This is a genomic window from Nocardia puris (assembly GCF_003315035.1).
Classification (GTDB): domain Bacteria; phylum Actinomycetota; class Actinomycetes; order Mycobacteriales; family Mycobacteriaceae; genus Nocardia; species Nocardia puris.
This window is the reverse complement of sequence record NZ_QNRE01000002.1, coordinates 490,202-516,208: the sequence shown is the minus strand read 5'-3', so window position 1 is coordinate 516,208 and position 26,007 is coordinate 490,202. Positions and strand designations below refer to the sequence as shown.

Genomic DNA, 26,007 nt, shown 5'->3' with positions numbered 1-26,007 from the left:
ACCGGTCGGCGAGTTCCGTTCCACGCCACGGGATTGCGCCGCCTCCACGCGGCGCGGCTAGTACGGTATAGCCCGCCGCAGAGCGCAGACGTGGGTGACGAGCATCCGGCGGAAAGGCGGGACCCCGACATATGAAAGAGCCGTATTCTCCCTGGCAGAACAGGAATTCGGCCGACATCCCCCTCTCCGACCGCTACACCAGCGCCGACCCCATCCGGTGGAACGGCAGCATGGTCTACCCCATGTACACCGAACAGTTCGGTCCCGCACCGATTCTGCTCGGCATGACGCTCCTCTCCGCCGCACCGCCCGCCGGGCTGCGCGGGCACGGCATCGGGCTCTCGGTGGCCGAGGGCTACATCGAGATCGACGGCCGCAGGCTCCCCGGTGTCGACGTGTGGAGCGACGCGCTCGTGCGCGGCATCACCGTCGAACTCACGCCCACCGGGCCAGGCGCCATGTTCACCCTCACGCCGGTCTGGGTGGACCGCACCGGCGTCCATCGTTCGTGGACGGGCAATTACGGCATCCTCATCGAGGACACGCCCGACGGGCGCATCGCGCTGTGGTGCAGCGTCGGGGAGGGACCGCCGAACTTCGCCAACCTCGTCGTCGGCGTGGCGACCGACGCCGGGGACGAGATCGTGCCCGTGCCACCCGCGCCCGGCAGTGCACTGCCCGCGACGCCCGGCGTGATCCGGACGGACGCGCCGGAAAGTGCCGCGCGCGCCAAGTATTCGAGCCTCGACCCTGTCGAACCGGAGGCCGAGAAGCCGCTGCCGACGTACACGCCCGAACCCATCACGAGCTGGACGCCGACCCGCGCCGTGGTGGAGTGGAGTGCTCCGGTCGTGGAGCCCGCCGAACCGGATAACGCTGCGCCGCAAATTGATTCGAGCGCGGCCACCGCTCCGATCCAGACGATCACGAAGGCGCCGCCCCACGCGCCGGAACCGGCCCCGCCGGTGCCAACGACCACCGCGCTGCGGCCTGCCCCCGCACCGGAGATTTCTGGGCCGGAAATGTCCGCGCCCGAGCGGCCCGCCGCGAGCAGAGTCGAACCGCCGCCGCGCCTTCCGGCGCCGCCCTCGCCGGAACAGATCGCCGAGGCGTTCGCCCAGCGGTCCCATGGGGACCGGGCCGTCGCACTCGATGCGCCCGTGCCGGTGCGACCGCTTGCCGACGCAGGCGACACCGTAGGCGAACCGGCCTGGCTGCGTCTCGGCGCAGGCGGCATTGTGGATGAGGCGGCTCCGGCCCGGCCGCACCCCGAAGCGGACAGCACCGTAGACAAGCCATCGCCGGTGTGGGAGGCCGGCGTGATCGCCGCAGCGCCGGAACTGCCTGCGCCCGTTGCGGAACCGGTCACCACGCCGAGCGGTCTGCCGAAACAGGTCGAGCCGAGTGCCGACTCGGACGGGCCGGATCCCACGGCGCAGCGCGGAGAGGAGGCACCACCGGAGTGGTTGTCGGATCGCGGTGCTCCACCCCGTCCGGCGGATATGTCCCCGCCGGTTCGCCCGGTGGACGGACGGGACGAATCCCCCGCTCGGCTGCTCCGGCCTGTCACGTCCGAGCCCCCAACTCGTCTTTCGGCACCTCAGACCGCACAGACTCCCCCGAGTGCGCAGGTCCCACCGCCGCCCTCGGGTGACCAGGGCACGTCACGTCCGTCGGGCGCGACTCCACTCTCTGCACCACCGACCAACACCACCGGCTCGCAACCGACGAGCCCGGCTTTCGCGCCGCCCACACCCGCTCCGACCGCCCACGCCCCGCAAGAACCGCCGGGCGCGACTCCCGCACAGCCCACATCACATACGACCACTCACACCCCGCCCCACACATCAGATGCGGCGCTCGCCCCGGTATCGCAGCCCGCGCGGACGCCGGCGAGCAACCACGTTCCGCTGCCGGAGCCGACCGTGCCCGAAGGTGCCACACCATCGAATTCGCCTGCGCCGCAGAGTCATACGCCATCTCAGGGTCCGGCGTCGGTGAGTCGCCCCTCGGAGCCCACCGTCTCCGAGCCGAGTACACCCTCGCCTCGACCCGAGGCAGGCACCGGGCGTGCCGCTGAGCACGGCTATCGCAACGCCCTCTACGAACTCGGTGTCGCCATGTTCGGGCGCGGTGAGGAGGAGCAGGCGTGTGAGTTGTGGGCGCAGGCGGCGCAGGCGGGGCATGCCGGGGCCGGGTACGACCTCGGCGTGGTGCTGCTGCGGCGCGGTGCGGTGCGGGAGGCCGAACAGTGGTGGCGCACGTCAGCGGAGTTGCGCGATGTGCGCGCGATGTCGGGACTGGCCGACCTGTTGGACCGGCACGGTGACCACGCCGAGGCGCGCACCTGGCGCACCCGCGCGGTCGAGGCGCGGGCCGGGGAGGCCGGTCAGCCGGGCTGAGCGGCGCTTCCCCTTACCCGCGCCGGAAAAAATCGGTTGCGGTGGCCCGGGGGCTCGTGGGTACGGTGACCGGCGTGGCAGTGACAAACATGGTCGCGGCGTACGCGGCCACTTATTTCATCCGGCTGCGTGCGGAAGGCTCGGGCTCGGCCTGCGCACCGCACCGCTGCGTCTCCCGACACCACTGATCGGGATCCCCGGCGCTCCACGCGCCTGACGCCGACCGCCTCCGCGCGGTCGAGTTGTGCTGCCCCGGCACGGGTCCGGGCGAATCGAACCTGCCGATTCGACCCCACCCTCCGGAGGACACCCATGTCCCGCTCACGGTCCCTGCCGCGCGCCCGCGACGCCCGCAGGCCCTCGGTCAGCACACGCAAACGCTTGAGCCAGAACTTCCTCGCCGACACCGGCGCCGCCCACCTGCTGGTGCGCTCGTCCGGGATCGGCGCCGACGATCTCGTGCTCGAGATCGGTCCCGGCGACGGCATCCTCACCCGCCAACTGGCCGCGACCGCCCGCCGCGTGCTCGCCTACGAACTCGACCCGCGCTACGCGCAACGACTGCGCCGCCGCTACACCGGTGACGCCCGGGTGAGTGTCCACCAGGCCGACTTCCGCACCGTGCGCCCGCCGGGCGAACCGTTCGCCGTGGTCGCCAACATCCCGTACGGCAGCACCACCGACATCGTGCGCTGGTGCCTGGCCGCACCGACGATGACCTCGGCGACGCTGCTCACCCAGCTCGAGTTCGCCCGCAAACAGACCGGGGACTACGGCCGCTGGTCCAAACTCACCGTCACCCACTGGCCGCGCACCGAGTTCGCGCTCGGCCCCCGGGTCGACCGCACGCGATTCCGCCCGGTCCCCCAGGTCGACTCGGCCGTGCTGCACCTGCGCAGGCGCGGCGAACCGCTGCTCCCCGCGCGCGCCGATCGCGACTACCGCGCCCTGGTAGAACTGGGCTTCTCGGGTGTCGGCGGCTCGCTGGCGGCGTCGTTGCGCACCCGTTTCCCGCCGCGCCTGGTGCGCCGGGCGTGCGCGTTCGCCGGGGTCGCGCCCGACGAGCCGGTGGGCTTCGTCGACCCGGACCGGTGGCTCACGCTCTACCGCGCGCTCATCTGACCTGACGGTCGGTTTTGCCCCTCGATCGCTGATCTTCGCGCGGAATGTGCCGGTCGCGCGGGTCGGGCGGCGTTACGATGCGCAGATGGCGCACCCCGCACCGGTTCCGGGGGCGACGGTCGGAGCGGGCACGTCGCCGGTCGCGGGACGCGGTACCGGGGTCGCGGAGGTGGTCGCCCGCTTCGTGGAAGCGTGGCGGGAGGCGCGCACCCCGCCCGACCTGCCCGCCTTCCTTCCCGACTCCCCCGCCATCCGCCGCGTGTCGCTGATCGAGCTGATCAAGGTGGACCTGGCCAACCGGTGGTCGCGCGACGCCGAACCGAAACGCCTAGCCGAATACGTGGAGGAGCTGCCGGAGCTGAGCACCTGGCCGTTGCCACCGGATCTCATCTACGAGGAGTTCCACGTGCGCAGGCAGGCCGGGAACTCGGTCGACGTCGGCGAGTACACCGCCGCGTATCCGGCGCAGGCGCAAGAGCTTTCGCAGATGCTGGCGACCGGCGACTACCACAGCACGATGATGGCCGCCGCCACCGAACCGGTCCGGCTCGACGACATCGACGTCGGCCAGCGCATCGACGATTTCGACCTCATGACCAGCCTGGGCCGCGGTGCGTTCGCGCGCGTCTTCCTGGCCCGGCAGCGGTCCATGCAGCGACTGGTCGCCGTGAAGATCTCCCAGGACAAGGGCACCGAACCGCAAACGCTGGCCCAGCTCGACCACGAGTACATCGTGCGGGTCTTCGACCAGCGGGTGCTGCCCTCGCGGCGCCTGCGCCTGCTCTATATGCAGTACGTGCCCGGCGGGACGCTGTTCTCCGTGCTGGAACAGGTGCGCGCCACCCCGCCCGCCGAACGCGACGGCGCGCTGCTGCTGGACGTGGTGGACGCCGTGCTGGCGGCCAAGGGCGAGATCCGGCCGAGCGAGTCCCCGGTGCGGGCGGAGCTGGCCGAGCTGTCGTGGCCGGAGACGGTCGCGTGGCTGGGCCGCAGGCTGGCCGAAGCCTTGGACTACGCGGGCCGCCGCGGCGTGCTGCACCGCGACATCAAACCGGCCAATGTCCTGCTCACCGCCGACGGCGTCCCCAAGCTGGCCGATTTCAATATCAGCTTCAGCGGCAACGTGTCCGGGGACAGCCCGGTCGCGTACTTCGGCGGTTCGCTGGCCTACATGTCCCCCGAGCAGCTGTCGGCCGTGCACCCGGATCGCCCGGCCACCGCCGCCGACCTCGACACCCGCAGCGATCTGTACTCGCTGGCCGTGATGCTGTGGGAGCTGCTCACCGGGCGCAAACCGTTCGGCGACGACGCCGTGAGCGGCGGCGACCGCACCACCCTGGACGGGATGCTGGACCGGCGCGCGGCGGGCCCCGATGCACTGCCCTACGGCGATCTGCCGCCCGACTGTCCCGAGGCGCTGCGCCGCGCCCTGGCGCGCGCGCTCGACCCCGACCCCGACGGCCGCTGGGCCACCGGCGCGGATATGGCCCAGCAGCTCGACGTGGTGCTCGACGCGCACGCCCGCGACCTGGTCGACCCGCCCGAGCGCAGCTGGCGGCGCCGCTCCCGGCTGCTCATGCTGCCGATCGTCGGGCTGGCCATCGGCATCCCGAACGCGCTGGCCATCCTCTACAGCTACAACCACAATCGCAGCCTCATCATCGACAAGCTCGACAGCGAGGCGCAGACGCAGTTCGATCAGATCGCGCTCAACACCTACGGCTTGTGCTTCCTGGTGGGCTTCATCGTCACCAACGTGCTGCTGGCCGGGCTGCTGCCGATCGCCTACGGCCTGCACAAGGGCCGCACCTACGACGCCGAACGCCTGGCGCGGGCCCGCTCCGACACGTTGCGCCTCGCGCAGCGAAATGTGCTGACCTGCTTCGGATTGTGGGCGCTGGCGGGCGTGGTGGTGCCGGTGACCGTGCAGGTGTCGGGCAATCGTCTGGAACCCGACGCCTACGTGCACTTCTTCGTCACCCAGATCGTGTGCGGCGGCATCGCCATGGCCTACCCGTACTTCCTGGTGAGCTTCTACGCGGTGCGCAGCCTGTATCCGATGTTCCTGCCGCACGGCGGGCTCGGCCGCGAGGACGCCGAACAACTCGACGAACTCGACCGCCGCAGCACCTGGTTCCTAGCGATCGCCGCCGCCGTCCCGCTGCTGGGCGTGGCGGGCGCGACGTTCATTCCCGCCGAGGACATTCCGTCGGTGATCGTGGCGCTGCGCGTGCTGTGCGTGGGCAGCGCGCTGGCGTTCGTGGGGGTGTACTGGCTGTTCCGGATGCTGGAGCAGGACATCGCGGCGTTGCAGCGGATCGTCGCGCGCTGATCGGCCCGTTGGCCCGGCGGGCGTTGAGTAGTCTGCCGGTCACGGGTGCGTCCAGGAAGATCACGTCGCGTCGAAGGCCGACCAGCGTGCACAACACGTGCGATCCGGCGGCCGACGCGCGGCGGCATGCTCCTCTCCCTCTCATCGGTCAGGTAGGTGGAGATTGCCGTCGTCGCCTCGACGAGGATCGCCATACCGCCGCCGGGCTCGGCTTGCCGAAGTCGCCGCGCGCAGCTCGTCGCGAAAGGTGACGAGCGCCGATGATCGCCACCGGAACCCGTCGACGCGCAGCCGTACACGGCCCGGCCGATCCCCGAGTCGTTCGGTGCGGACGCGCAGCGCTACGACCAGGCCCGGACCGCCTATCCCGATCCCATGGTGACGCGGATCGCCGCCGGCATCCCCGGACCCGGGCCGCCGTCGGCCGACAGCGCCGCACGTCCGTCGACGAACGTGCGGCGCTGCGAAACCCGCCCGGGTCTACACCGGGGTGAAGTCCCGGCTGCCGATGTAGGTCGGCCGGGGCCCCGGGGCGGCGAACGGCTCCTCGAGGGTGTTCTCGACGCTGTTGAACACCAGGAAGACGTTCGAGCGCGGGAACGGCGTGATGTTGTTCGCCGAACCGTGCATCAGATTCGAATCGAACAGCAACGCCGATCCGGCCCGGCCGGTGAACTGGGAGATCCCGTACCGATTCGCCAAGGCCTCGATGTCCTCGGTGGTCGGCACGCCGATCTCCTGCTCCTGCAACGACTCCCGGTAGTGCTCGGCGGGGGTGCTGCCCTGGCACGGCACGAACGTGCGGTGCGAACCCGGCATCACCATGAGGCTGCCGTTGAACGGGTGGTTGTCGGTCAGCGCGATCGACAGGCTCACCGCGCGCGGGGTCGGCATCCCGTCCTCCGCGTGCCAGGTCTCGAAGTCGGAGTGCCAGTAGAACCCCGTCCCACGGAACCCGGGCATGTAGTTGATCCGGGTCTGGTGCAGGTACACCTCGGATCCGAGCACCTGGCGGGCCAGGCCCGCGGCGCGCGACTGCCCCACCAGCTCGGCGACCAGCGGGCTCAGTTTGTGCACCTCGAAGATCGAGCGCACCCGCCCCGACGCCCGCTCGGTGATCACGCGGTCGTCCTCGGCCAACGCGGGGTCGGCCGCCAGCCGGTCGATCTCCGCGCCGAAGGCGGTCACCTCACCGGCGTCGAGCAGATCGGGCAGCACCGCGAACCCGTCGCGGTCGAAGGTGGCCAGTTCCTCGGATTCGATCCGCCCGTATACCACCGGGTCGGGGCGCTCGATGTGCGCCACGCGCCCGGCGGTGCGGGTGGGGTACCGATCGACGCGCTCGGCCGATTCGCGTTCGATGGCTTGCAGCACCACTTCCCTGGATTTCCTTTCAGCTCGGCACGGCGACCAACGGGTAGACGCCGTTGCTGTCGTGGACCTCCTGCCCGGTGACCGGCGGGTTGAACACGCACATCATGCGCATCCGCTCGCGCACCTCGAGACGGTGCCGCTCGTGCCCGTCGAGCAGGTACATGGAACCGGGCCCGAGTTCGTAGGTGACGTCGTTGTCGAGATCGGTGAGCGTGCCCTCGCCCTCGACCAGCCACACCGCCTCCACGTGGTGGCGGTAGTGGAACTCGTGCACGGTCCCGGCGTCGATGGTGGTCTCGTGGAAGGAGAACCCGACGCCGTCACCGCCCAGCACGATGCGCTTGCTGCGCCAGCCGGTGCCCGCGACGTCGCGGTCGGTGCCGGTGATCTCCTGGGTGGTACGAACGATCACGCGCGCTCACCCGCCTTGGTCGCGACCCCCTGGCGCAGGCGGCCCCAGCCGGTGCAGACCGTGTCGATCGCGCCGGTCAGGATCTGCAGGCCGTGGTCGAGCTCGTCGTCGGTGATCGTCAACGGCGGCAACAACTTCACCACCTCGTCGGAGGAACCGGAGGTCTCCACCAGCAGACCGCGCTCGAAGGCGACCTGGCAGACCTTGCCCGCCTGCGAGGGATCCTCGAACGCGAGGCCGTGCACCAGGCCGCGGCCGCGCGTGGACAGGCCCGGGAAGTGCCCGGCCACCTCGGCCAGGGTCTGCGCGACGTGCCGGCCCTTGGACCGGGTCGAGTTCTGCAGGGTGTCGTCGGACCAGTAGTGCTCTAGCGCGGTCTGGGCGGTGACGAACGCCGGGTTGTTGCCGCGGAAGGTGCCGTTGTGCTCGCCGGGCGACCACTGGTCCAGCTCGGCCTTGAACAGCACCAGCGCCAAAGGCAGGCCGTAGCCGCCGATGGACTTGGACAGGGTCACGATGTCGGGGGTGATGCCCGCGACCTCGAACGAGAAGAACGGCCCGGTGCGCCCGCAGCCCATCTGCACGTCGTCGACGATCAGCAGGATCTCCCGCTCGGCGCACAGGTCGGCCAAGTGGCGCAGCCACTCGGCCCGCGCGACGTTGACGCCGCCCTCACCCTGCACGGTTTCCACGATAACGGCCGCCGGGCGGTCGAAGCCCGAGGACGTGTCGTCGAGCACCCGCTCCATCCACTGGAAGTCGGCGGTGGTGTTGTCGAAGTAGCCGTCGTAGGGCATGTGCGCGGCGTGCACCAGCGGCACACCCGCACCCGCGCGCTTGGCCGCGTTGCCGGTGACCGACAGCGCGCCCAGCGACATGCCGTGGAACGCGTTGGTGAAGCTCAGGATGGTCTGGCGCCCCGTCACCTTGCGGGCCAGCTTGAGCGCGGCCTCGACCGAGTTGGCGCCGGTCGGGCCGGGGAACTGCACCTTGTAGTCCAGTCCGCGCGGGGCCAGCACGACGTCGCGGATCGTCTCGAGCAACTTGCGCTTGGCGGCGGTGGACATGTCCAGGCCGTGGGTGATGCCGTCGGAGGCGATGTAGTCCAGCAGCGGCTGCTTGAGGACGTCGTTGTTGTGCCCGTAGTTCAGCGAGCCGGCGCCCGCGAAGAAGTCGAGGAAGTCCTTGCCCTCCTCGTCGCGCAGCCAGGCGCCCTTGGCCGTGGTGAACACGGTGGGCCAGGCCCGGCAGTAGCCGCGGACGTTGGACTCGAGCGACTCGAAAATGGTGGTTTCGGCGGTGATCATTCGAAGCTCCTTACTTCTGTGCGATCGGCGCGATGCGGTAGAGGTCTTCGGCGGCGTGCTCGTCGGGGAAGACGGCGGGATCGAACAGGGGGTGCTTGGTCATCCGCGCGCCGCGATGGCGGGCGACCGCGTCGAACATGGCGATCGATGCCGCGTTGTCGGGCGAGACGGTGGTCTCGAGCGTGCTCGCGGGCAGGGCGTCGAGCAGCCACTCGATCATCGCCGTCCCGATGCCGCGCCCGCGCGCGGCGTGCGAGACGGCCACCTGCCACACGAACAGCGTGTGCGGCGCCTGCGGACGGAGGTATCCGATGACGAAGCCGACGACACTGCCGTCCACCTCGGCCACCACCGTGGTGTCCGTGAAATCGCGACACCACAGCAGGTAGGCGTAGCTCGAATTCGTATCGAGCACACGCGAATCCTTGGCGATGCGCCAGATCGCGGCGGCGTCGTCCAGCCGTGGCGCGCGCAGGACCGGGGTGCCGGTCCCGTCGCGCGGCGGGCCGCCGCGCTCGATCGTCTCCGTGGACAAGGTATGCAGTGACATACAACTCCCAGGTCGAGTCTGCAGTACTTATCCAGGCTTACGAACAAATGTTGAGGTGGACCGGTCGAACTCTTTACGGTTGCATTACGAACAGATCACGTGGGTTCGGAAAATGTGATCAACGTTGCACATCGAGACGATATCCGAGGCCGCGCACAGTAACCACGACGGCGGGGTCCGACGGATCTCTTTCGATTTTTGTGCGAAGCCGTCGCATATGGACGTCGACGATGCGTTCATCACCGAAAAATCCGTCGTCCCAGACCCGTTCGAGCAGGACAGAGCGGCTGAGCACGCGCCCGGGAGTTTCCGCGAGTTCGCAGAGCAGCCGAAATTCTGTTATAGTGAGGCGAATTTCCTCATCACCACGGCGGACCGCTCCGCCGTCCCGATCGAGGATCAGCGGCGAATTCTCGTCGGCCTCGAGAATCATTTCCCGGGGCTCCTCGCGTTCGGCCGCCAAGCGCGCGCGACGGCGTAACGCACGCATTCGCGCGGATACTTCCTTGATTTCGAACGGTTTCTTGACGAAATCGTCGGCGCCGGCTTCCAGCGCGGCCACCACGTCGTGGGTGTCGTGGCGCGAGCTGATCACGATGATCGGCACATCGTGGTCGCGGCGGATCTCCCGGATGCAGTCGAAGCCGTCCATGTCCCCGAGCATCAGGTCCACGATCATCACGTCCGGCGCGCCGTTGCTGCGCAGGTAGGTCAGCGCGTCCTCGGCCTCACCGGCCTCGGAGACCTCGTAGCCTTCGTCCTCCATCGCGACGCGCAACGCGTCGCGAATCTCGGCGTCGTCGTCCACGATCATCAGATTCGCGCTCACAACCTCATCCCTTGCCGATGGGCGGAACGGCGCGACGCGACGGACGTCGCAGACACCCCCGGCGACGCGACGGTCCGCTTCGTGCAGCTTGACGAGCTACCGGTTACCCCACTTTACGATCGCGTAAACATCGCCTCACCCGGCGGCGGGATCCCCCACCGACACGCCGACACCCGACGGCGCGGTGACCGGCCCCAGGATGTACAGGTTGAGCTGGGAGTTCGTCTCCTTCGCCTGCTGTGCTCCCTCGGCGATCGTCTGACCCAGCACGTATTTGCCGTGCGGGGTGTAGTTCGGCGGCAGCGAGCCGATCGCGGGCCCGAGGTTCCAGTCGGCGACGGCGCTCGCCTCGCCGTGGTTGAGTTCCACCCGGGTGCCGCCCGGGATCTGGTCCACCGCGATCGCCGCGGCCGGTCCCGCCGCCAGCGTCAGGGCCGCCGCGCCGGCGGCGAGGGTGGTCAGTGCGGTTGTCGCGCGCATATCACTCCCCTTCCGTGCCCGGTCGGTCCGGGCGCACCGATCGATTCTTCTCCATCGCGTCCGCGGCGACCCCGGTTCAGTCTTCCACGACCCGTTCGATCCGATTGACGTAGCTGGGCGAGCCGTCGGGCCGGTGCTCCTGGAAGCGGAACCACAACCGGCGCGCGTCGAAGGTGGCGAACCATTCCTCCCAGCTCACGTGGCGCAGCACCGCGCCGCCGTAGCCGGGGAAGTCCAGGCGCAGCGCGCCGAGGTGGCCGTCGTACTCGCTGCCCGGCATGGTGGCGGGCCGGGCGCCGCGCTGTTCGGCCCAGCGCCGGATGACCTTGTGGTCCCGGGTGACCCGGGTGCGCGCGTTGCGCTCGGTCCGCAGCGCGCCCGGCGGCCCGCTCTCGCGCACGCGATGCAGCGCCAGCGAATACTCCGGTCCGCCGAGCGGATTCCGGGTGCCGGGTCGCCGCTGCTCGTTCATGACGACCTCCTTCGCGCCCTGGTCTGTCTCCGGATGTCCGGCTCCCCTTCACGTACCCGCGCGACACGCCGGGCAAACCGCCGGGGACCCGAGCCGGAGAGCGACGGATGTCACACCGGCGGGCGGGCGCGGGGACGGGCATCGGCGAGGATCGCCTCGACGGTCTCGCCGACCGTGAGATCCGAAGTGTCGAGCCACAATCCGAGCCGCGGGGTGGTCTCGCGCAGCACCGCGTCCAGCGCCGCCACCGTGAACGCGCCGTACGCGTCCTTGGCGCGGGCCGCCTCGCGCGCGGCCACCGCGTCGGGGCGCGGCGCGAGCACCACGACATACAGCGGGTCGGTGCGGATCTGATCGATCAGGTACGGCAGGAATTCACCCAGCACCACGTCCTGGAGGACGGCGGTGAACCCGGCCTCGGCGTATCCGTCGGCGGCCTGCGCGGACAGCCGGTGCCGCAGCCGCAGCTGGTCCAGCGCCTCCGGCGAAGGCTCGGCGCTCATCTCGGCCCGCCCGCTCACGACGAACCTGCGGAACGCGTCACCGCGCACATGCGCGGAGCGCGGCAGCCGTTCGGCGAGAGCCTGCGCGACGGTGGACTTGCCCGACGCCTGGATTCCGGTGAGGAGGTAGACCGACACGGCGGGCATCGTGGCAGAGGCCGCGCGGCGGGCTCAACCGAATTCCGCGGTGACCGTGATGGTGGTCCAGGCGCCGACATGGATGCGGTCGCCGCTGCGCAACGGCACGGGACGGTCGGCGGGGATGAGGTCGTCGCTGTCGTTGAGGCTGGTGCCGTTGGTGGAGCCGAGATCGGTGACCGTCAGCCCGGCGGAGTTCAGGTGCAGCAGCGCGTGCGTGCGCGAGACGCCGGCGTCGGCCGGGGCGAGGCCGAGATCGATATCCGGTCGCACGCCTTGGGATTCGCTGCGTTTGCCGATCAGCGTGTCGCCTTCGCGCAGGGTGATGCGGCGGGGCGGGTAGTAGGCGGGGAACTCGATGGCGCGCGCGTCGGGGCCCTCGCGGGCCAGCATCCGCTCGTAGCAGCCGCGGTCGGCGGCGATCATCGCGATCCACGCGACGGCGGAAGCCCGCGCGGTGATCTCCGGCCCGTCGAGGCGCCGGGACGGTGGGGTCGTGACCTCCGCGCTCTCGGGGCTCCGGGATTGCGGTGGAGTGCTCGTCGTGCCCTCGGAGCGCGGCGGTGCGGTGCTTGCCGCGCCTACGGGGCGCTGCGGTGGCGGGGCGGGCAGGGCCGAGTCGTGGCCGCACGCTTCGCAGAAGCGGCCGTCGGCGGGCGCGCCGCAGGCCGGGCAGCGCGGGAGCGCCGACGCCACCGGCGGGGCGCCCGAGGCGATCGGCACCCCGCACACGTCGCAGTAGTCGGTGGCGTCGGAGCGGTGTCCTTCCGGGCAGGCGGGCATCACGCCTCCTTGCGGACCCGGGCGGTCTTCGTGGACCGGACGTCGAGGGCCATCTCGTCGGCCGCCGCGACCGAGGAGCGCAAGCGCACGGTGCCGTCGCGCTCGTCCACCTCGACCACGCCGCGCAACAGTTTCGCGGTGCTCTCGTTGCCGGACTCGGCCGCCAGCTGCACCGCCCGGCGCAGCTTCGCCGTCGCGGTCTCGACATCGCCGCGCTTGCGCGCCGCCAGACCCGACTGCACGGCCTCGGCCAGCTCGGCCTGCCCGGTGTAGTGCGCGACGCGGGCACTGATGCGGGCCGACAGCTCGGTCTCGGTGGTCCACACCGCCCGGACCAGGCCCTGCCCGACCACCTCGCCGTCGGCGATCACGCTGATCCGCGCCGCCAGCTTCTCCCGGCCGGGCGCGGCCGGTTCCAGGCGCACCTGGAGGTGATAGTCGCGGTCCTCCGCGCCCCACGCGCCGAGCGGGTACTCCCCCACCTGCGGGCCCGTCTCGGCGCGTCGGCCCGTGAGGTCCTCGATCGTGGGCGCGACCTGTTTGACGAACCGCACCGCCGCGCCCGCCGGCGTCCACACCCGCAGGGTGAGTTCGGGGATCGCTTTCGCCAGCGAGTCGTGGGTCATGGCGGCGAAGTCGGCGGCCAGATGCGCCGGATCGGCGACGATATCGGCGGTGCCGTGCAGCGCGGCGGCGATGGTGCGCAGCTCGCCCACCCGCCAGTCGGTGCCCACACCGCGGCAGTCGCAGGTGAACGCGCCCTCGGATTTCGCGATCTCCTCCGCCAGCGCCTCCGGCGACTCGTGCTCGTTCTTGCCGTCGGTCAGCAGGATCGCGTGCACCATGGTGTCCTCGTGCTTGGCCGCCAGTTGGCGGGCCAACCCCAGCCAGGTGCCCATCGCGGTACCGCCGTCGGGCTTCAGCTTCGCCAGCGCCCGGCGCGCCGCGGCCCGGCTGCTGGCGTCGGCCACGACCGAGGGCACCTCGGCGGGAAACACCAGCCGGCCCATGGAGGTGCCCGCGACGATCGCGAAGCGCGTGCCGTCGGGCAGCGCGTCGATCGCGGCCAGGGTCGCGTGCCGGGCGCCCTCGAACTTGCCCGCGTTGCCCATGGATCCCGAACAGTCGATGATCAGGATCTCGAGCCGCTGCGGCGGGGGCCCGGCCGCCACGTAGTCGGCGCCGGTCTCCACGGTGAGGACGGCGTCCACGACGTCGGCGCCGTCGGCCAGGTACTCGTTCTGGTCGACGGTCACCGAGATGCCGCTGTCGGAAACAGGATTCACAGTGCTCTCCCGTGGTGGTTCAGGTGATCGGCGCCAGCGCGACGGTGATGTTGTCACCGCCGCCGCAGCGCAGGGCGAACTCGACGAGTTCGCGGGCCGCGACCATGGGATCGGCCGCGCCCGCCAGTTCGGCCAGCCCTTCTGCCTCCGGGCGGTAGTTCCAGAGGCCGTCGCTGCACAGCAGCAGCAGACCCGGTCCGCGCACCCGGTAGGTGTGCAGGCTGTTGTCCGACCAGGGCTGTTCGCCGGAGTCGGCGCCCAGCCAGCGCAGCAGGGTGTGGGCGCGCGGGTCCTTCATCGCCGCCTCCTCGTCCATCGCGCCCGCGTCGACCAGGGCCTGGGCCCACGAGTCGTCGACGGTGAGGCGGCGGGTGGGCGGCGAGCCGGGGGTGCCCGGCGCGGCGAGCCAATACGCCCGGCTGTCACCGACATTGGCGACGGTGATCTCCACGGTCTCGGCGTCGCAGCCGCGCACGATGGCCGATACGAAGGTGCACGAGGGCGCGTGACTCTCGTGCCCGCCGATGGCGGCGACCGCCTTCGCCGCGGCCGCCAGACCCGCCAGCGCCGCGGTGGGCGCGTCCAGGCCGTCGGCGAGCGCGGCGAGTCCGGCGTCCACGCCGGTCCGCGACGCGGTACCGGACGCGGCCTGCGGATCCTCCGAGGAGGACACGCCGTCGCACACCACGATGACCACGGCCTCGGTGCCCTCGGCGCCGTCCACGACCGCCGCCGCGACCGAATCCTCGTTGCGCGCGTGGGCGATACCGCGATCGGTCACCAGGCACACCGCGCCCAGATCGGCCTCGAAGCGGTCGCGGGGCGCGCGGAGCTGGCCGCAGCCCGCGCAGTAGCCGTCGGCGTCGTACCGCCCGCCGCACGCGGCGCAGTCGGCGACGGGGTCGGTCTCCGGATGCGGCAGCGCGACCCGTCGCGCGCCCAACTCCCGCCCGCATGCCTCGCAGAACCGGTGCGCGATGCTCACCGCCGCCCCGCACGCCGGGCAACGCCGCCCCTCCGCCCGCGCCGCCGGTGTCACGATGGGCATCGGCATCGTCGGCGCTACCCGCGCCGGGTCCATGGGCACGGTCGGCGCGGCGCTCGCGGGTGGGTTCATCTCGGCTCTCACGATCGGTTCGGTCGGCAGGTTCGGGTCGGGGGCGGGCTCGGGGTTCACAGGGTGGTCCTCGGGCGGATGGCGTTGGCTCGGTCGACCAACTCGAATCTGGTCCACATATCGTCGGTTTCGCGGGCCAGGTCGCGGTAGCACCGTTCCGAACCGGTGCGTACCCCGTCCTGATCGAAGGTCACGCCCAGCAGCGGCGCGTGCCGCGCGGGCACGTTGCCGCCCGACAACCACGCCAGCGCGGCGTCGAACACGCGCAAACGGGCATGCGCCGCACGGCGTTTGGAGTCCAGGCGCAGCGCCCCGACCCGGTCGCCCGCCTCGCGCAGCACGTCCTCGGTGACCTGCGCCGGATCGCGGTCGGCGAGCAGCGCGTCCACGGCGGCCAGGCGCGCGTCCACGTACAGCGCCGAGGTCGCGTCCACCTGATCGAGCGCCGCGACGGCACCCGCCCGGTCGCCCGCCGCGCGGCGCACCCGCGCCAGCCCGAACGCGGCGCTGGGGTAGCCGCGATCGGTGCGCCACACCATCTCGTAGTAGCGGGCCGCCGTCGCGCGATCACCGGCGAGTTCGGCGACCACGGCCAGCGCCAGTTTCGGCGCGGCCTCGCCGGGCAGCGCGGCGTAGACGGCGTCGAATTCCGTGGTGGCACCGGGGAAGTCGCGGGTCAGCAGGCGGGCCTGGCCGCGATACCAGGACAGGCGCCAGTCGCCGGGGTCGGTCCGCTCGAATTCGGCGATGCGCCGTTCGGCGTCGGCGGGGTCGCCGGTCTCGAGCGCGGCCCGGATCAACCGCAGCGGGATCTCGATCGACTCCCCGCCGCCGGTGACGACCGCGCGCAGGCCGTCGGCGAAGGCGCGTTCCATCTCGGCGGGCGGCGCGGCGGCCGTGGTGGCCAGCAGGCGCGCGCCGCTGTCGGACGGGTCGGCCAGCGGCACCGGCAGACCCGCGACCACCGCGGACGGCGCGACCGCCTCGTCCACCCCCACGCCGAAAACCGTGCGGGGCGGGCCGAAGTAGGCCGACATCCCGGGGCGCGGCACCGCGTCGTCGGTGGCCAGGACCTCGCGCAGCACGCCGGTGAGCTGGTCGGTCATCTCCTCGGTGGAGGCGAACCGGGCCTCGGCATCGGCGTCGGTGGCGCGCAGCAGGAACCGGTGCAGCGAGTCGTAGCGCGCGAGCAGCGGCTCGGCCTGCGGACCGGGCAGCGCTCCGAAATGCCCGTCCTCCTGGGGAACCCGCATGATGAGCACCGCGAGCGTGCGTCCCACCGTGTACACCTCGGTCGCCACCGTGGGCCCGGTGGTGGCGATCTCGGGCGCTTGGTAGCCGAGCGTGCCGTAGATGGCGCTGTCCTGGTCGTCCATCGCGATGACGGCGCCCAGGTCGATGAGCTTGAGTTGCTCGTCGGTCTGCATCACGTTGTCGGGCTTGAAATCGCAGTACGCCAGGCCCAGCGAATGCAGGTGCCCCAGCGCGGGCAGGATCTCGAGCACGTAGGCGATGGCCTGCGGCACGGGCAGATAGCCGCCCTCGGCGTCGCGGCGGGTGCGCAGGATCTGCTTGAGCGAGGTGCCGCCGACGAACTCCATCACGATGTAGCCGACGGTGACGCCGTCGGCTCCCGTGTGCTCGACGAAGTTGAAGATCTTGACGATGTTCGGGTGCTCGACCTCGGCGAGGAACCGCTTCTCGGCGACGGCGGCGGCCATCGCGTCCAGGTCGCCGGAGTTCAGCAGACCCTTGAGCACCACCCAGCGGGAGCCGACGTTGCGGTCGGTGGCCAGGTAGATCCAGCCGAGCCCGCCGTGGGCGAGACAGCCGACCACCTCGTACTGCCCGCCGACCAGATCCCCGGGCGACAGCTTGGGCGCGAAGGAGAATCGGGTGCCGCAGTTCGGACAGAAGCCCTCGGCGCGGCCTGGCACGCCGTCGCGGCCGCGGCCCACCGGCTGAGCGCAGGCGCCGCAGAACCGCTTCGACTCGGCCACCACCGGATCGGCCATGACCGCCGAGGCCGGGTGGATGCGCGGCACCCGGGGCACGTCCACCAGCCCGGCACCGAGCCGGCCGCGTCTGCTCGAGGACGACGACGTGGAACGCCCCGTGCGCACCGAACGTCCCGACGCCCTGGTGGCCACCGACACCGCCGAAGCGGCGGCGGGCGCGGTGCCGCACGTGTCGCAGTAGCCGTCGGAAATCGTTCCCGTACAGCCGGGTTCGCCGCAGCGCTCGGGACCGGCCGCCGCAGCGGGCGGCGGTGCGGCGGGTGGCGCGGTGCCGCAGACGGCGCAGTAGCCGTCCTCGATCACACCCCCGCAGCCCGGTTCCGCGCAGATCATGAGCCCCTCCCCGATTTCTCCGCGATGAGCTGTTGGTAGTCGGTGACGGCCCGGGTGACCGCCCCCAGATCGCACGGTTTGCGCGCCAGCAGGCCGGCGGCGATGCGGTGGCTCGCCATCACGTCGCGGTCCTCGGCGATCCCGAGCCGGGCCGCCTTCACGCGGTACGCGTCGAGCCGCCCGCGCAGTTCGGCGCGCCGGTCCAGCAGGCCCTGCGCGAGGTCGGTGGCGCGCACGGCCGCGCCGAGCGCGGTGTCGATGTGCTCGCGCAGCGCGAGCAGGCCCTCGGGGTCGCGGGCGAGCCCGGCCAGCGCGGCGGCGAGAGCGGCCGACTCGTCGGTGACGGTGGGCAGCGGCGCCGTGTGGACCTTGGCCTCGGCCTCGGCTCGCACTCGCTCGGCGTGGGCCGTCGCGACGCGCAGGGCGGTCAGTTGTTCCTCGGTCAGCGCGACGGCGGCGTCCCAGTCGGCCAGGATCGCCTCGAGTTCGGCCACGGACCGCGCCGATTCCTCGAGCCGCGCGCGCAGATCGATCAGCTGTGCGTCGATCCCGTCCGCCGCCACCGCGAGCGGGTCGGTCGCGGACCGGCGCAGCAGTTCGTCCACTTCCGCGGCGAGGGAACGCAATTCGGGGGTGCGCGTGCCCACCCGCTCGAGCCGCTGCTGCATCGGCGCGAGCCCGGCCACCACGCGGTCGCCGGCGACCGCGACCTCGTCGAGGAAGGCGGCGATGCGCGGGAAGGTGGCCCGCATCCGGTCGATGGTGTCGGCGAGGCCGACGAACAGCACCTGCTCGCTCGGCCCGGTCAGCGACCGTTCGCCCAGCGGTATCGGCGTCCGCGCCGCCTCGTGCGGCCGCCCGCGCAACAGCCTGGTCAACTCGGCGCGCTCGGCGAGGTCGAGCCGGCCGCGGGTGCCGCGCACGGTGCGGGCGGCGTCGAGGATCGCGTTCAGCCGCGCGTGGTCCTGCCACATCAGGTCCAGGTCGGCGCTCAGCGGTCGCCAGCGGCGCTCGGTGAAACCCGTGGGGCCGAAGCGGCGCAGCAGCCCCAGCCCGGGGTGGCGGTCCAACTCCAGCAGCGTGCCGGTGATCGTATCGAATTGCGCCGTGTGCGTGGCCAACTCACGGTCGATCTCGGCGAGGGTGAGCGGCTGCATGACGGCCGGCCTCACGCGGTGTACCGGGGTACGGGCGGGCCGGGCGAGGGACCGAGGGCGGCCAGGTGGGTGTCGTAGAGCCGCTGCCAGGTGCCGTCGGCGCGCATCCGCTCCAGCACCGCGTTCACGAAACGCACCAGATCGGTCTGGTCCTTCGCCATGCCGACGGCGTAGGAGCCGGTCCAGATCGGCTCCCCCACGACCTCGAGGTTGCGGTCCTGCTGGACCAGTCCGTACAGGATCGGATCGTCACCGCTCACGGCGTCCACGTGGCCCTGCTGCAACGCCACCAGGCAGTCGGTCCAGTTGGTCACGCCGAACACGGTGGGCGGGGTGGGCAGCGCGAACAGCGGGGCCGCCGCGGTGGTGCCTTTGGTGACGCAGACCCGCTTGCCCGCCAGATCGGCGCCCGCCCGTATGCCCGAACCCTTCGGCGCCAGGATGCGTTGCGCCGCACGGTAGTACACGGCCGAGAAGTCGGCTTCGCGGCGGCGGTCGCAGGTGGCCGAGAAGGTGCGCACGATGAGGTCGACCTGTTCGTCGCGCAGCGCGGGCAGGCGTTCGGCCGCGGTCACCGAACGCAGTTCGACGCGGTCGGGGTCGCCGAACAGCGCCCGCGAGATCTCCCGCGCGAGGTCGATGTCGAAGCCCTCGATGCGCCCGGAGATGGGATTGCGGAAGCCGAACATATAGGTGTTCTGGTCCACGCCGACCCGCACCCGCCCGTTGGCCACGATCTCGGCCATGCGCGAGCCGGCGGGCATCGCCCCCGGCGCGGGCAGCGGACCGGGCGCGACGGTGGCCTCCGTGTCGCACCGCTGATCGACCTGCGCGTCGTCGGCGGTGAGCTCTTCGAATTCGGGCGGAGCCGGGTGCACGGCCGCGGCGGGCGGTGTCTGCGGCACGGCGCGGTCGCCACCGCACCCGGTGACGAGGGCGCCCACCGCCAGAAGTGCCGAGAGTATCGGCGCGAGCCGTCGTCTCACAGGAACTCCTTCAACCGGGGCCATAGGCCCGCGACGGCGGCGGCCGCCGCGAACAGCATGAGCAGCAGCGTGCCCGACGGGCTGAGCGTCAGCGTGTCACCCGCGCCGTCCACACCGCCGCGCAGATCGCTGCGCACGCGCTGGAGGTCTTCTCGGAGCGTGCGGTCCAGCTCGGCGAAGCGGGTGGCCGAGGTCTGCGGGCCGGTGCCGATGGCCTGGGTGACGGCGGCCGGATAGTCGGCGGACTGGTAGGCGGCGAGCTGCCAGCGGTGCCCTTCGGTCCAGCCCTGCAACCGCTGCGCGGCGGCCGAATCCTCGCCGGTGACCGCGTGGACGCGATCCCGCAGTGCGGTGGTGTGCGTGGTGAACGCCTCCTCGCTCGCGGCGATATCGCCCCGGGTGATGAGCTGCAAGGTCTCGGCCGTGCGCGCCTGCTGCGCGAGAATCCGCGCCTCGGCGAGGGTTTCGAAGTCCGAGGCGGAACCACCCGGGCCCGCCCCGAGCGCGGCGCCCGCGACACCCGTCGCGGCGACCGTCCAGACCAGCGCGACACCCGTGGCGGCGGCCGCGGCGACGAGTCCGGTGTTCACCCGCCGATTGGTCCGCCGCAGCAACACCAGCGAGCCGCCGCCGAGCGCGGCCAGCACCAGCAACTGCGCGGCGATGGTGGTGAAGGGCAGCGCGCCGATGGCCCGCTGATCCTCGTGCAGCGCGGCGAACCGGGCGGAGCTGAGCTCTTCGGCATTGCGCAGCAACGAGTTCTGCATGACGTCGGAGGCCTGCCGCAGATAGGCCGAGCCGACCGGGAAGCCCTGCCGGTTGTTCGCGCGGGCCGCCTCCACCAGGCCGGTGTAGGCGGGCAACTCCGCGCTGATCCGCGCGACGATGCGCCGGGTGCGCTCGTCGGCGGCGCCCGTGGTGGCCTGCGCCAGCGCGTCGGCGGCGTCGGCGAGGGCCTGCTGGTAGCGGACCCGGATCTCGGGCGACTCGACGCCGCCGGAGAGGAATGCCTCGGCCGCGGCGGCGTCGGCCGCCGACAGCGAGACGTACAGATTCTGGGCCGCGTCGGCGAGCGGTTCGGTGCGGGTGAGCACTTCCTCGCCGCGCTCGATCTTGCCGCCGAGCTGGCCCGCGCCGGTGAATCCCGCGAACAGGCACAGCACGACGAGCGCGAGGGCGAGTGCGGCGATGATGCCGGGGGTGGTGCGCGCGAACCGGCGCGCCAGCGCCGCTCCGTCGCGGAGGGTCGCCGGGAGACGAGGTGTCACACCGTCCCCCCTTCTTCAGCCCGGCCGGTGTTCCGAACGCGATAGTACGGTAGCCGATTGGGATGCGCTCCCCCATTCGCCGACCTCGCTTTGCCTGCCCCGCAGCAACTTCCCGGAACCCCCGGCCCGGTCAGTGCGCGCGCTGGCGCTCCGGCGCGTCGACGTAGCGGTGCATGGCCCAGTTGAGGCCGTGCATGGCGGCGGTGTAGCCGGGCGGGAAGTAGCGCTGCGCCCAGTGCCCGAGCCGCACATCGTGCGAGGTGTACACCAGGTACCGGTTGCGTTCCACGCCGCGCACAACGGATTTCGCGGCCTGGTCCGGGGTGACGGCGTGGCGCAGGAACAGCCGCATCCCTCGCTGTACGGCCTCGGCCTGCCGGTCGACGCCCGCGATGTCGACCCGGTCCACCATCGGCGTCGACATGGCCCCGGGGCACACCAGGCTCACGCGGATGCCGTGGCGGCGCAGGTCGAAGCGCAGGACCTCCGAGACGCCGCGCAACCCGAACTTGCCCGCGCTGTAGGGCGCGTGCCAGGGCAGCCCGAACAGGCCGGCGGCCGAGGAGACGTTCACCAGGTGCCCGCCGCGCCCCGCCGCGATCATGGGCGGTACGAACTCCTCGATGACGTGGATCGGTCCCATGAGATCGATGTCCACGGTGCGCCGCCACTGCTCGTGGCTGAGCCGGTCCACGCTGCCCCAGGTGGCGATGCCCGCCACGTTCATCACCACGTCCACGCTGCCGGTCTCGGCGTGCGTCTTCGCCGCGAGCGCGACGACGGCCGCGTGGTCGCTCACATCGGCCGCCTCGGCGAGGTGCACGGTGGCGCCCGCGGCCCGCAACTCCTCGGCGGTGCGCCGCAGACCGGTCTCGTCGACATCGGTGAGCACCAGCGATCCACCCCGCTCGGCCACCGCGAAGGCGGTGCTGCGGCCGAGTCCGCTCGCCGCCCCGGTGATCAGGCAGCGCTTCCCGTCGAACTTCGTCATACGGCGACCCTAGGCTTTGCGAACACCATTGTCTATAGATGGGCGGTTACAGGTCCGCACCTGGTTGTCGACGTGTTCGTGGGGTGGCCTGCGCGGGCTCCGCACCTGGGTTCGTACGGGTGCGGCGGCGATCAGCTCTCCGGAGCCGCACCCGGCGTAGACGTGCGGGGCCGTGGACTCATTCCTCCGCGATGCTGATACCCAGCGCGGCGGCGAACGTGGGCGCCAGATCCATCAGCTGGAGCGGGGTGATGGTGACCCCGCGCATCCCGTCGATGCCCTCGGCGATGCCGATGCGGGCGGCGCCGCGCATATCGACCTTGCGCATGCGGGTGCGGCTGAGTGCCAGATCCGTCAGGGCCGTGCCGGGGAAGGTGACTGAGGTGAGGTCGGCCTCGCCGAAGTCGGCGTTGCGCACCACGCAGTCGGCGAACGTCACGTCGCGCAGCTTCGCCGACCGGAAGTTGACGTAGTCGAACTTGCACCCCTCGAAGCGCACCCGCCGCAGCACGGCACCACCCGCGTCGACACCCGAGAACGCGCCGTCCACGAACTCCACGTCCTGCCACGCGGTGTCGGCCAGTTCGGTCCCGATCCACGCCACGTTGCGCAGCCACACATCGGTGAAGCGCCCGTAGCGCAGGCTGCCGCGCTGGAAGGTGACCGCGCTGAAGGCGGATTCGCCGAAGCGGATGTGCTCGGCGCGCGGCTTCTCGAACTCGAGCCCGTCCACGTGGACGCATTCGTGATCGTCCTCGACAGCGAGTTCCCCCTCGAACGGGCGCAGGTAGCGGGCGAACGGCAGTGCTTCCAGCTCTCGGGCCACGCCCGACCTCCTCTGCGACGACGGCAAGCGGTGCCGACCTGTCTACCAGCGCCGTCCGACAGGCTCAGCGCAGCGTGCGCAGCCAGCGGCGGGTCTCGGCCGGGTCGATCACGTCGTCGAGTTCGAAGACGGTGGCCGCGGTGAGCGCCTTGCCGCTGGCATAGGCGAGTCGCACCAGATTGTCGAAGGCGGCCTGGCGTTCGACCGGATCGGCGATGGCCGCGAGTTCCTTCGCGAATCCGAGCCGCACCGCGCCCTCGAGCCCCATGCCGCCGATCTCCCCGGTCGGCCACGCGATCACGAACCGCGGCGCCCGGAACGATCCGGCCGCCATGGCCTGCGCGCCGAGCCCGTAGCCCTTGCGCAGGATCACGGTGCCCCACGGCACCGACATCGCCGCCGCGTCGATGAACAGTCGGCTGAACTTGGTGACGGTGGCCTGTTTCTCGGCCTCCGGGCCGACCATGAATCCCGGTGTGTCGCACAGCGACACGATCGGCAGGCGGTGGGCGTCGCACAGCCGCAGGAACAGCGACAGCTTGTCGGCGGCGGGCGCGTCGATCGCGCCGCCGAGGTGGTGGCAGTCGTTGGCGATCAGCCCGAACGCGCGGCCCTCCACCCGCACCAGGGCGGTCACCACGCCGACACCCCAGTCGCGGCGCAGTTCGAGCACCGACCCGGTGTCGGCGACCGTCGCGATCGCCTCGCGAATGTCGAAGGCGCGCAACCGGTTCTCCGGCACCACGTGCCGGGCGGCGCGCGGGTCGGGCGCGGTCCAGTCGCGGTCGTCGCCTTGGAAGTAGGCCAGGTAGCGGCGGGCCAGATCGACGGCGTCGGCCTCGTCGGCGGCCACCAGGTGCACCACGCCGTTGCGGCGCTGCACGTCCACCGGGCCGATGTCCTCCGGCGCGTACACGCCGAGGCCGCCGCCTTCGATCATGGCGGGCCCGCCCATGCCGATATTCGCGTCGGGGGTCGCGATCACCACGTCGCACATGCCGAGCAGCGCGGCGTTGCCCGCGAAGCACCGGCCCGACACGATCCCGATCAGCGGCACCTGTCCCGACAGCGCGCCCATGGCGCGGAACGTGGTGACGTCGAGCCCGGAGATGCCGGAGTGGTCGGTGTCGCCGGGGCGGCCGCCGCCGCCCTCGGTGAAGAACACCACCGGAAGCCGTTGAGCGCGAGCCAGTTCCAGCATGCGGTCGGTCTTGGCGTGGTTGCGCATGCCCTGGGTGCCGGCCAGCACGGTGTAGTCGTAGGACAGGATCACCGCGCGGGCGGCCTCCGCGCCGAAACAGTCGGCGTTGACGGTGGCCACGCCGGTGATCAGCCCGTCGGCCGGGGTGTTGGCGATCAGATCCTCTTGGCTGCGCCGGGATCGCTGGGCCGCCACGGCGAGCGCGCCGTACTCGACGAAACTGTCGGCGTCGACCAGGTCGGCGATGTTCTCGCGCGCGGTGCGGCGGCGCAGCTTGCGGCGCTTGGCCACCGCCTCGGGGCGGCCGCCGTCGGACGCGGCGCGGCGGCGCTCCAGCAGTTCGGCGAGGTCGTCGCGGACGGCGTCGAGGTCGACGGCCGCCTCGGCTTCGGCGACGCCGTCATGATCGGTGGCGGTCCAGGTGATCAGCGGCGCGCCCGGGTCCACCACGTCGCCGGGGTGCACCAGGTGCCGGGCGACGAGCAGAGCTTCGGTCGCGCGCACGACGTGCTGCATCTTCATCGCCTCCAGCACCGCCACCTCGCCGTCCGCCGGGATCACCGACCCCACCGGCGTGAGTGCGACGACCGTGGCGCCCATGGGTGCGCCGAGCACGGATTCGCCTGCGCTCAGGGCAATTTCGAGCGCGGGAGTGGAATCGGTGGTCGCGAAGTCGCCACCCGCCTCCTCGTTACGCGACCGCCCCCGTGATCCACGCTTCGGCGCGTCGCCGCCGTCTGCGACGACCCGGTCCGCGGTGTCCGCGTACTGTGCTGCCCGCGCGAGCAGGTCACCTCGATTCGACTCGAACCACTGCGTCGTCACCACTCCCCCGTCGGCCAGCGCATCCAGCACTGCCCGCAAGACCGTGACGTTGGTGCCCACGCCCTCCACCACGGTCTCCCCCAGCGCCTGCGCGCATCGGCGCACCGCGATCGGGAACGTGTCGCCGCGCGTGATCACCTTGGCCAGCAGCGAATCGAACCGCACGCCGTGCCGCATCCCGGCGTGCAGGGCGGTGTCGACCCGCACGTGCGGTCCGGTCGGCGGTTCGAACCGGGTGACGACGCCCGACGCGGGCAGCACATCGCCTTCGGCCGTGAGATTCTCGGCATTCACCCTGGCCTGCACCGCGTACCCGCGCGGGGCGGGGAACTCCGGCAGCGGCCGGCCGCTCGCCAGTTCGAGCTGGACGGCCACCAGATCGAGACCGGTCACCTCCTCGGTGACCGTATGTTCCACCTGGAGGCGGGGATTCACCTCGAGGAACCACCATTGCGCGCCGCTCACCAGGAACTCGACGGTGATCACGCCCCGGCACCCGGCCGCCTCCGCCAGCGCGACGGCGTCGCGGTGCAGGCCCGCGCGGACCTCGTCGTCCAGGTCGGGCGCCGGGGCGATCTCGATCAGCTTCTGATGACGGCGCTGCACGCTGCAATCGCGGTCGCCCACGGCCGTCGCGCGGGCGCCGTGGGCGACGATCTGCACTTCGATGTGGCGGGCCTTCGGCGCGAGCGTTTCCGCGTAGACGCGGTCGTCCCCGAATCCCGCCGCCGCTTCGGCCCGGCACGCGGCGTGCGCGGCGCCGAGGTCGTCCGGATCGCGCACCACCCGCATACCGCGCCCGCCACCACCTGCTGCGGCTTTGATCATCACCCCGTCCGGATGTGCCGCCAGGAGCGCGGCGATCTCCTCGATGTCGCTGCCGTGCGCGGTCGCGGGCAGGACCGGTACGCCGATCCGCTCGGCGGCCGCGCGCGCCGAGACCTTGTCGCCGAACGTCCGTAGCGCGTCTGGTTCCGGGCCGACGAAGACCAGTCCTGCCGCGCGGCACGCTTCGGCGAATTCGGCACTCTCGCTGAGGAATCCGTAGCCGGGATGTACCAGAGTCCCGGCACCGGCGGTGCGCGCCGCCGCGATCACCCCCGCGATGTCGAGGTAGGCCGCGGCGCCTTCGCCCTCCAGCGCCACGGCCTCGTCGGCCAGGCGCACGTGCGCCGCCTCCCGCTCCTCCGGCGTGTACACCGCGACCGTACGAAACCCGAGCTCTCGGGCGGTACGAAGAATCCGGACGGCGATCTCGCCCCTGTTGACCACGACGACGTGCATGCGCCCAGTGT

Annotated in this window: 21 protein-coding genes; 3 read left to right on the top strand and 18 right to left on the bottom strand. The window is 71.7% G+C overall.

Annotation, left to right across the window (positions count from 1 at the left end; all coding sequences use genetic code 11):
* Window positions 1-131 precede the first annotated feature (131 nt).
* From DFR74_RS07975 to DFR74_RS07965, 3 genes are all read left to right on the top strand, one after another.
* Window positions 132-2,402, top strand: a complete 2,271-nt coding sequence (locus tag DFR74_RS07975; RefSeq protein WP_067501454.1) for an SEL1-like repeat protein — start codon at window positions 132-134, stop codon at window positions 2,400-2,402.
* Between the two features lie 312 nt (window positions 2,403-2,714).
* Window positions 2,715-3,524, top strand: a complete 810-nt coding sequence (gene erm / locus DFR74_RS07970; protein ID WP_067501458.1) for an ErmE/ErmH/ErmO/ErmR family 23S rRNA (adenine(2058)-N(6))-methyltransferase — start codon at window positions 2,715-2,717, stop codon at window positions 3,522-3,524.
* Between the two features lie 85 nt (window positions 3,525-3,609).
* Entirely contained in the window at window positions 3,610-5,856 is a 2,247-nt protein-coding gene (locus tag DFR74_RS07965; protein WP_067502088.1) for a serine/threonine-protein kinase, read from the top strand.
* Between the two features lie 480 nt (window positions 5,857-6,336).
* Here DFR74_RS07965 and thpD read toward each other — a convergent pair whose 3' ends face one another.
* The 18 genes from thpD to DFR74_RS07870 all read right to left on the bottom strand — a co-directional run bounded on the left by thpD (window position 6,337) and on the right by DFR74_RS07870 (window position 25,996).
* Window positions 6,337-7,230 carry an ectoine hydroxylase gene (gene thpD, locus DFR74_RS07955; RefSeq protein WP_407675264.1) on the bottom strand — a complete coding sequence of 298 codons (894 nt, stop codon included), beginning with the start codon at window positions 7,228-7,230 and terminating at the stop codon, window positions 6,337-6,339.
* A gap of 19 nt (window positions 7,231-7,249) precedes the next feature.
* Window positions 7,250-7,642, bottom strand: a complete 393-nt coding sequence (locus DFR74_RS07950) for an ectoine synthase (RefSeq protein WP_067501461.1) — start codon at window positions 7,640-7,642, stop codon at window positions 7,250-7,252.
* Window positions 7,639-8,949, bottom strand: coding sequence for a diaminobutyrate--2-oxoglutarate transaminase (gene ectB / locus DFR74_RS07945; protein ID WP_067501464.1), 1,311 nt, complete (start codon window positions 8,947-8,949; stop codon window positions 7,639-7,641). The genes DFR74_RS07950 and ectB overlap by 4 nt, the downstream gene beginning before the upstream one ends.
* Before the next feature lie 10 nt (window positions 8,950-8,959).
* Complete coding sequence (ectA, locus tag DFR74_RS07940; RefSeq protein ID WP_084537194.1) at window positions 8,960-9,499, bottom strand: diaminobutyrate acetyltransferase; 540 nt, start codon at window positions 9,497-9,499, stop codon at window positions 8,960-8,962.
* Window positions 9,500-9,617: 118 nt separating this feature from the next.
* Complete coding sequence (locus DFR74_RS07935; protein ID WP_067501467.1) at window positions 9,618-10,328, bottom strand: response regulator transcription factor; 711 nt, start codon at window positions 10,326-10,328, stop codon at window positions 9,618-9,620.
* Window positions 10,329-10,463: 135 nt separating this feature from the next.
* Window positions 10,464-10,808, bottom strand: a complete 345-nt coding sequence (locus tag DFR74_RS07930; RefSeq protein ID WP_067501469.1) for a hypothetical protein — start codon at window positions 10,806-10,808, stop codon at window positions 10,464-10,466.
* A 76-nt stretch (window positions 10,809-10,884) separates the two neighbouring features.
* Window positions 10,885-11,280 (bottom strand): hypothetical protein, encoded by a 396-nt coding sequence (locus DFR74_RS07925; protein ID WP_067501472.1) that lies wholly within the window; start codon window positions 11,278-11,280, stop codon window positions 10,885-10,887.
* Between the two features lie 110 nt (window positions 11,281-11,390).
* The gene (locus DFR74_RS07920; protein WP_067501475.1) at window positions 11,391-11,930 is read right to left on the bottom strand and encodes an AAA family ATPase; all 540 of its coding nucleotides are present in this window, start codon (window positions 11,928-11,930) and stop codon (window positions 11,391-11,393) included.
* Window positions 11,931-11,954: 24 nt separating this feature from the next.
* Complete coding sequence (locus DFR74_RS07915) at window positions 11,955-12,704, bottom strand: FHA domain-containing protein (RefSeq protein WP_067501478.1); 750 nt, start codon at window positions 12,702-12,704, stop codon at window positions 11,955-11,957.
* Window positions 12,704-13,990: a vWA domain-containing protein gene (locus tag DFR74_RS07910; RefSeq protein WP_067501481.1), complete on the bottom strand. Its 1,287-nt coding sequence runs from the start codon at window positions 13,988-13,990 to the stop codon at window positions 12,704-12,706. The genes DFR74_RS07915 and DFR74_RS07910 overlap by 1 nt, the downstream gene beginning before the upstream one ends.
* A 19-nt stretch (window positions 13,991-14,009) precedes the next feature.
* Entirely contained in the window at window positions 14,010-15,167 is a 1,158-nt protein-coding gene (locus tag DFR74_RS07905; protein WP_113975005.1) for a phosphatase, read from the bottom strand.
* A complete protein-coding gene (locus DFR74_RS07900; protein ID WP_067501484.1) occupies window positions 15,164-17,458 on the bottom strand; it encodes a serine/threonine-protein kinase in 2,295 nt (764 codons plus the stop codon). Before DFR74_RS07900 ends, DFR74_RS07905 begins: the two co-directional genes overlap by 4 nt.
* The gene (locus tag DFR74_RS07895) at window positions 17,455-18,630 is read right to left on the bottom strand and encodes a hypothetical protein (RefSeq protein WP_232331574.1); all 1,176 of its coding nucleotides are present in this window, start codon (window positions 18,628-18,630) and stop codon (window positions 17,455-17,457) included. The genes DFR74_RS07900 and DFR74_RS07895 overlap by 4 nt, the downstream gene beginning before the upstream one ends.
* A complete protein-coding gene (locus DFR74_RS07890; protein WP_067501489.1) occupies window positions 18,627-19,601 on the bottom strand; it encodes a glutamate ABC transporter substrate-binding protein in 975 nt (324 codons plus the stop codon). The genes DFR74_RS07895 and DFR74_RS07890 overlap by 4 nt, the downstream gene beginning before the upstream one ends.
* Window positions 19,598-20,869, bottom strand: coding sequence for a hypothetical protein (locus DFR74_RS07885; protein WP_232331575.1), 1,272 nt, complete (start codon window positions 20,867-20,869; stop codon window positions 19,598-19,600). The genes DFR74_RS07890 and DFR74_RS07885 overlap by 4 nt, the downstream gene beginning before the upstream one ends.
* A gap of 130 nt (window positions 20,870-20,999) precedes the next feature.
* On the bottom strand, window positions 21,000-21,860 hold the full coding sequence (locus DFR74_RS07880; protein WP_067501492.1) for an SDR family oxidoreductase: 861 nt from the start codon (window positions 21,858-21,860) through the stop codon (window positions 21,000-21,002).
* 178 nt (window positions 21,861-22,038) lie between these two features.
* Complete coding sequence (locus DFR74_RS07875) at window positions 22,039-22,686, bottom strand: pentapeptide repeat-containing protein (RefSeq protein ID WP_067501495.1); 648 nt, start codon at window positions 22,684-22,686, stop codon at window positions 22,039-22,041.
* A gap of 64 nt (window positions 22,687-22,750) precedes the next feature.
* Window positions 22,751-25,996 carry an acetyl-CoA carboxylase family protein gene (locus tag DFR74_RS07870; RefSeq protein WP_067502101.1) on the bottom strand — a complete coding sequence of 1,082 codons (3,246 nt, stop codon included), beginning with the start codon at window positions 25,994-25,996 and terminating at the stop codon, window positions 22,751-22,753.
* Window positions 25,997-26,007 lie beyond the last annotated feature (11 nt).

Excerpts from the sequence above, each read along its gene's own strand:
- DFR74_RS07975 (WP_067501454.1), top strand. The coding sequence starts at position 132 with ATGAAAGAGCCGTATTCTCCCTGGCAGAACAGGAATTCGGCCGACATC.
- erm (WP_067501458.1), top strand. The coding sequence starts at position 2,715 with ATGTCCCGCTCACGGTCCCTGCCGCGCGCCCGCGACGCCCGCAGGCCC.
- DFR74_RS07965 (WP_067502088.1), top strand. The coding sequence starts at position 3,610 with ATGGCGCACCCCGCACCGGTTCCGGGGGCGACGGTCGGAGCGGGCACG.
- ectB (WP_067501464.1), bottom strand. The coding sequence starts at position 8,949 with ATGATCACCGCCGAAACCACCATTTTCGAGTCGCTCGAGTCCAACGTC.
- ectA (WP_084537194.1), bottom strand. The coding sequence starts at position 9,499 with ATGTCACTGCATACCTTGTCCACGGAGACGATCGAGCGCGGCGGCCCG.
- DFR74_RS07930 (WP_067501469.1), bottom strand. The coding sequence starts at position 10,808 with ATGCGCGCGACAACCGCACTGACCACCCTCGCCGCCGGCGCGGCGGCC.
- DFR74_RS07925 (WP_067501472.1), bottom strand. The coding sequence starts at position 11,280 with ATGAACGAGCAGCGGCGACCCGGCACCCGGAATCCGCTCGGCGGACCG.
- DFR74_RS07920 (WP_067501475.1), bottom strand. The coding sequence starts at position 11,930 with ATGCCCGCCGTGTCGGTCTACCTCCTCACCGGAATCCAGGCGTCGGGC.
- DFR74_RS07915 (WP_067501478.1), bottom strand. The coding sequence starts at position 12,704 with ATGCCCGCCTGCCCGGAAGGACACCGCTCCGACGCCACCGACTACTGC.
- DFR74_RS07900 (WP_067501484.1), bottom strand. The coding sequence starts at position 17,458 with ATGATCTGCGCGGAACCGGGCTGCGGGGGTGTGATCGAGGACGGCTAC.
- DFR74_RS07880 (WP_067501492.1), bottom strand. The coding sequence starts at position 21,860 with ATGACGAAGTTCGACGGGAAGCGCTGCCTGATCACCGGGGCGGCGAGC.
- DFR74_RS07870 (WP_067502101.1), bottom strand. The coding sequence starts at position 25,996 with ATGCACGTCGTCGTGGTCAACAGGGGCGAGATCGCCGTCCGGATTCTT.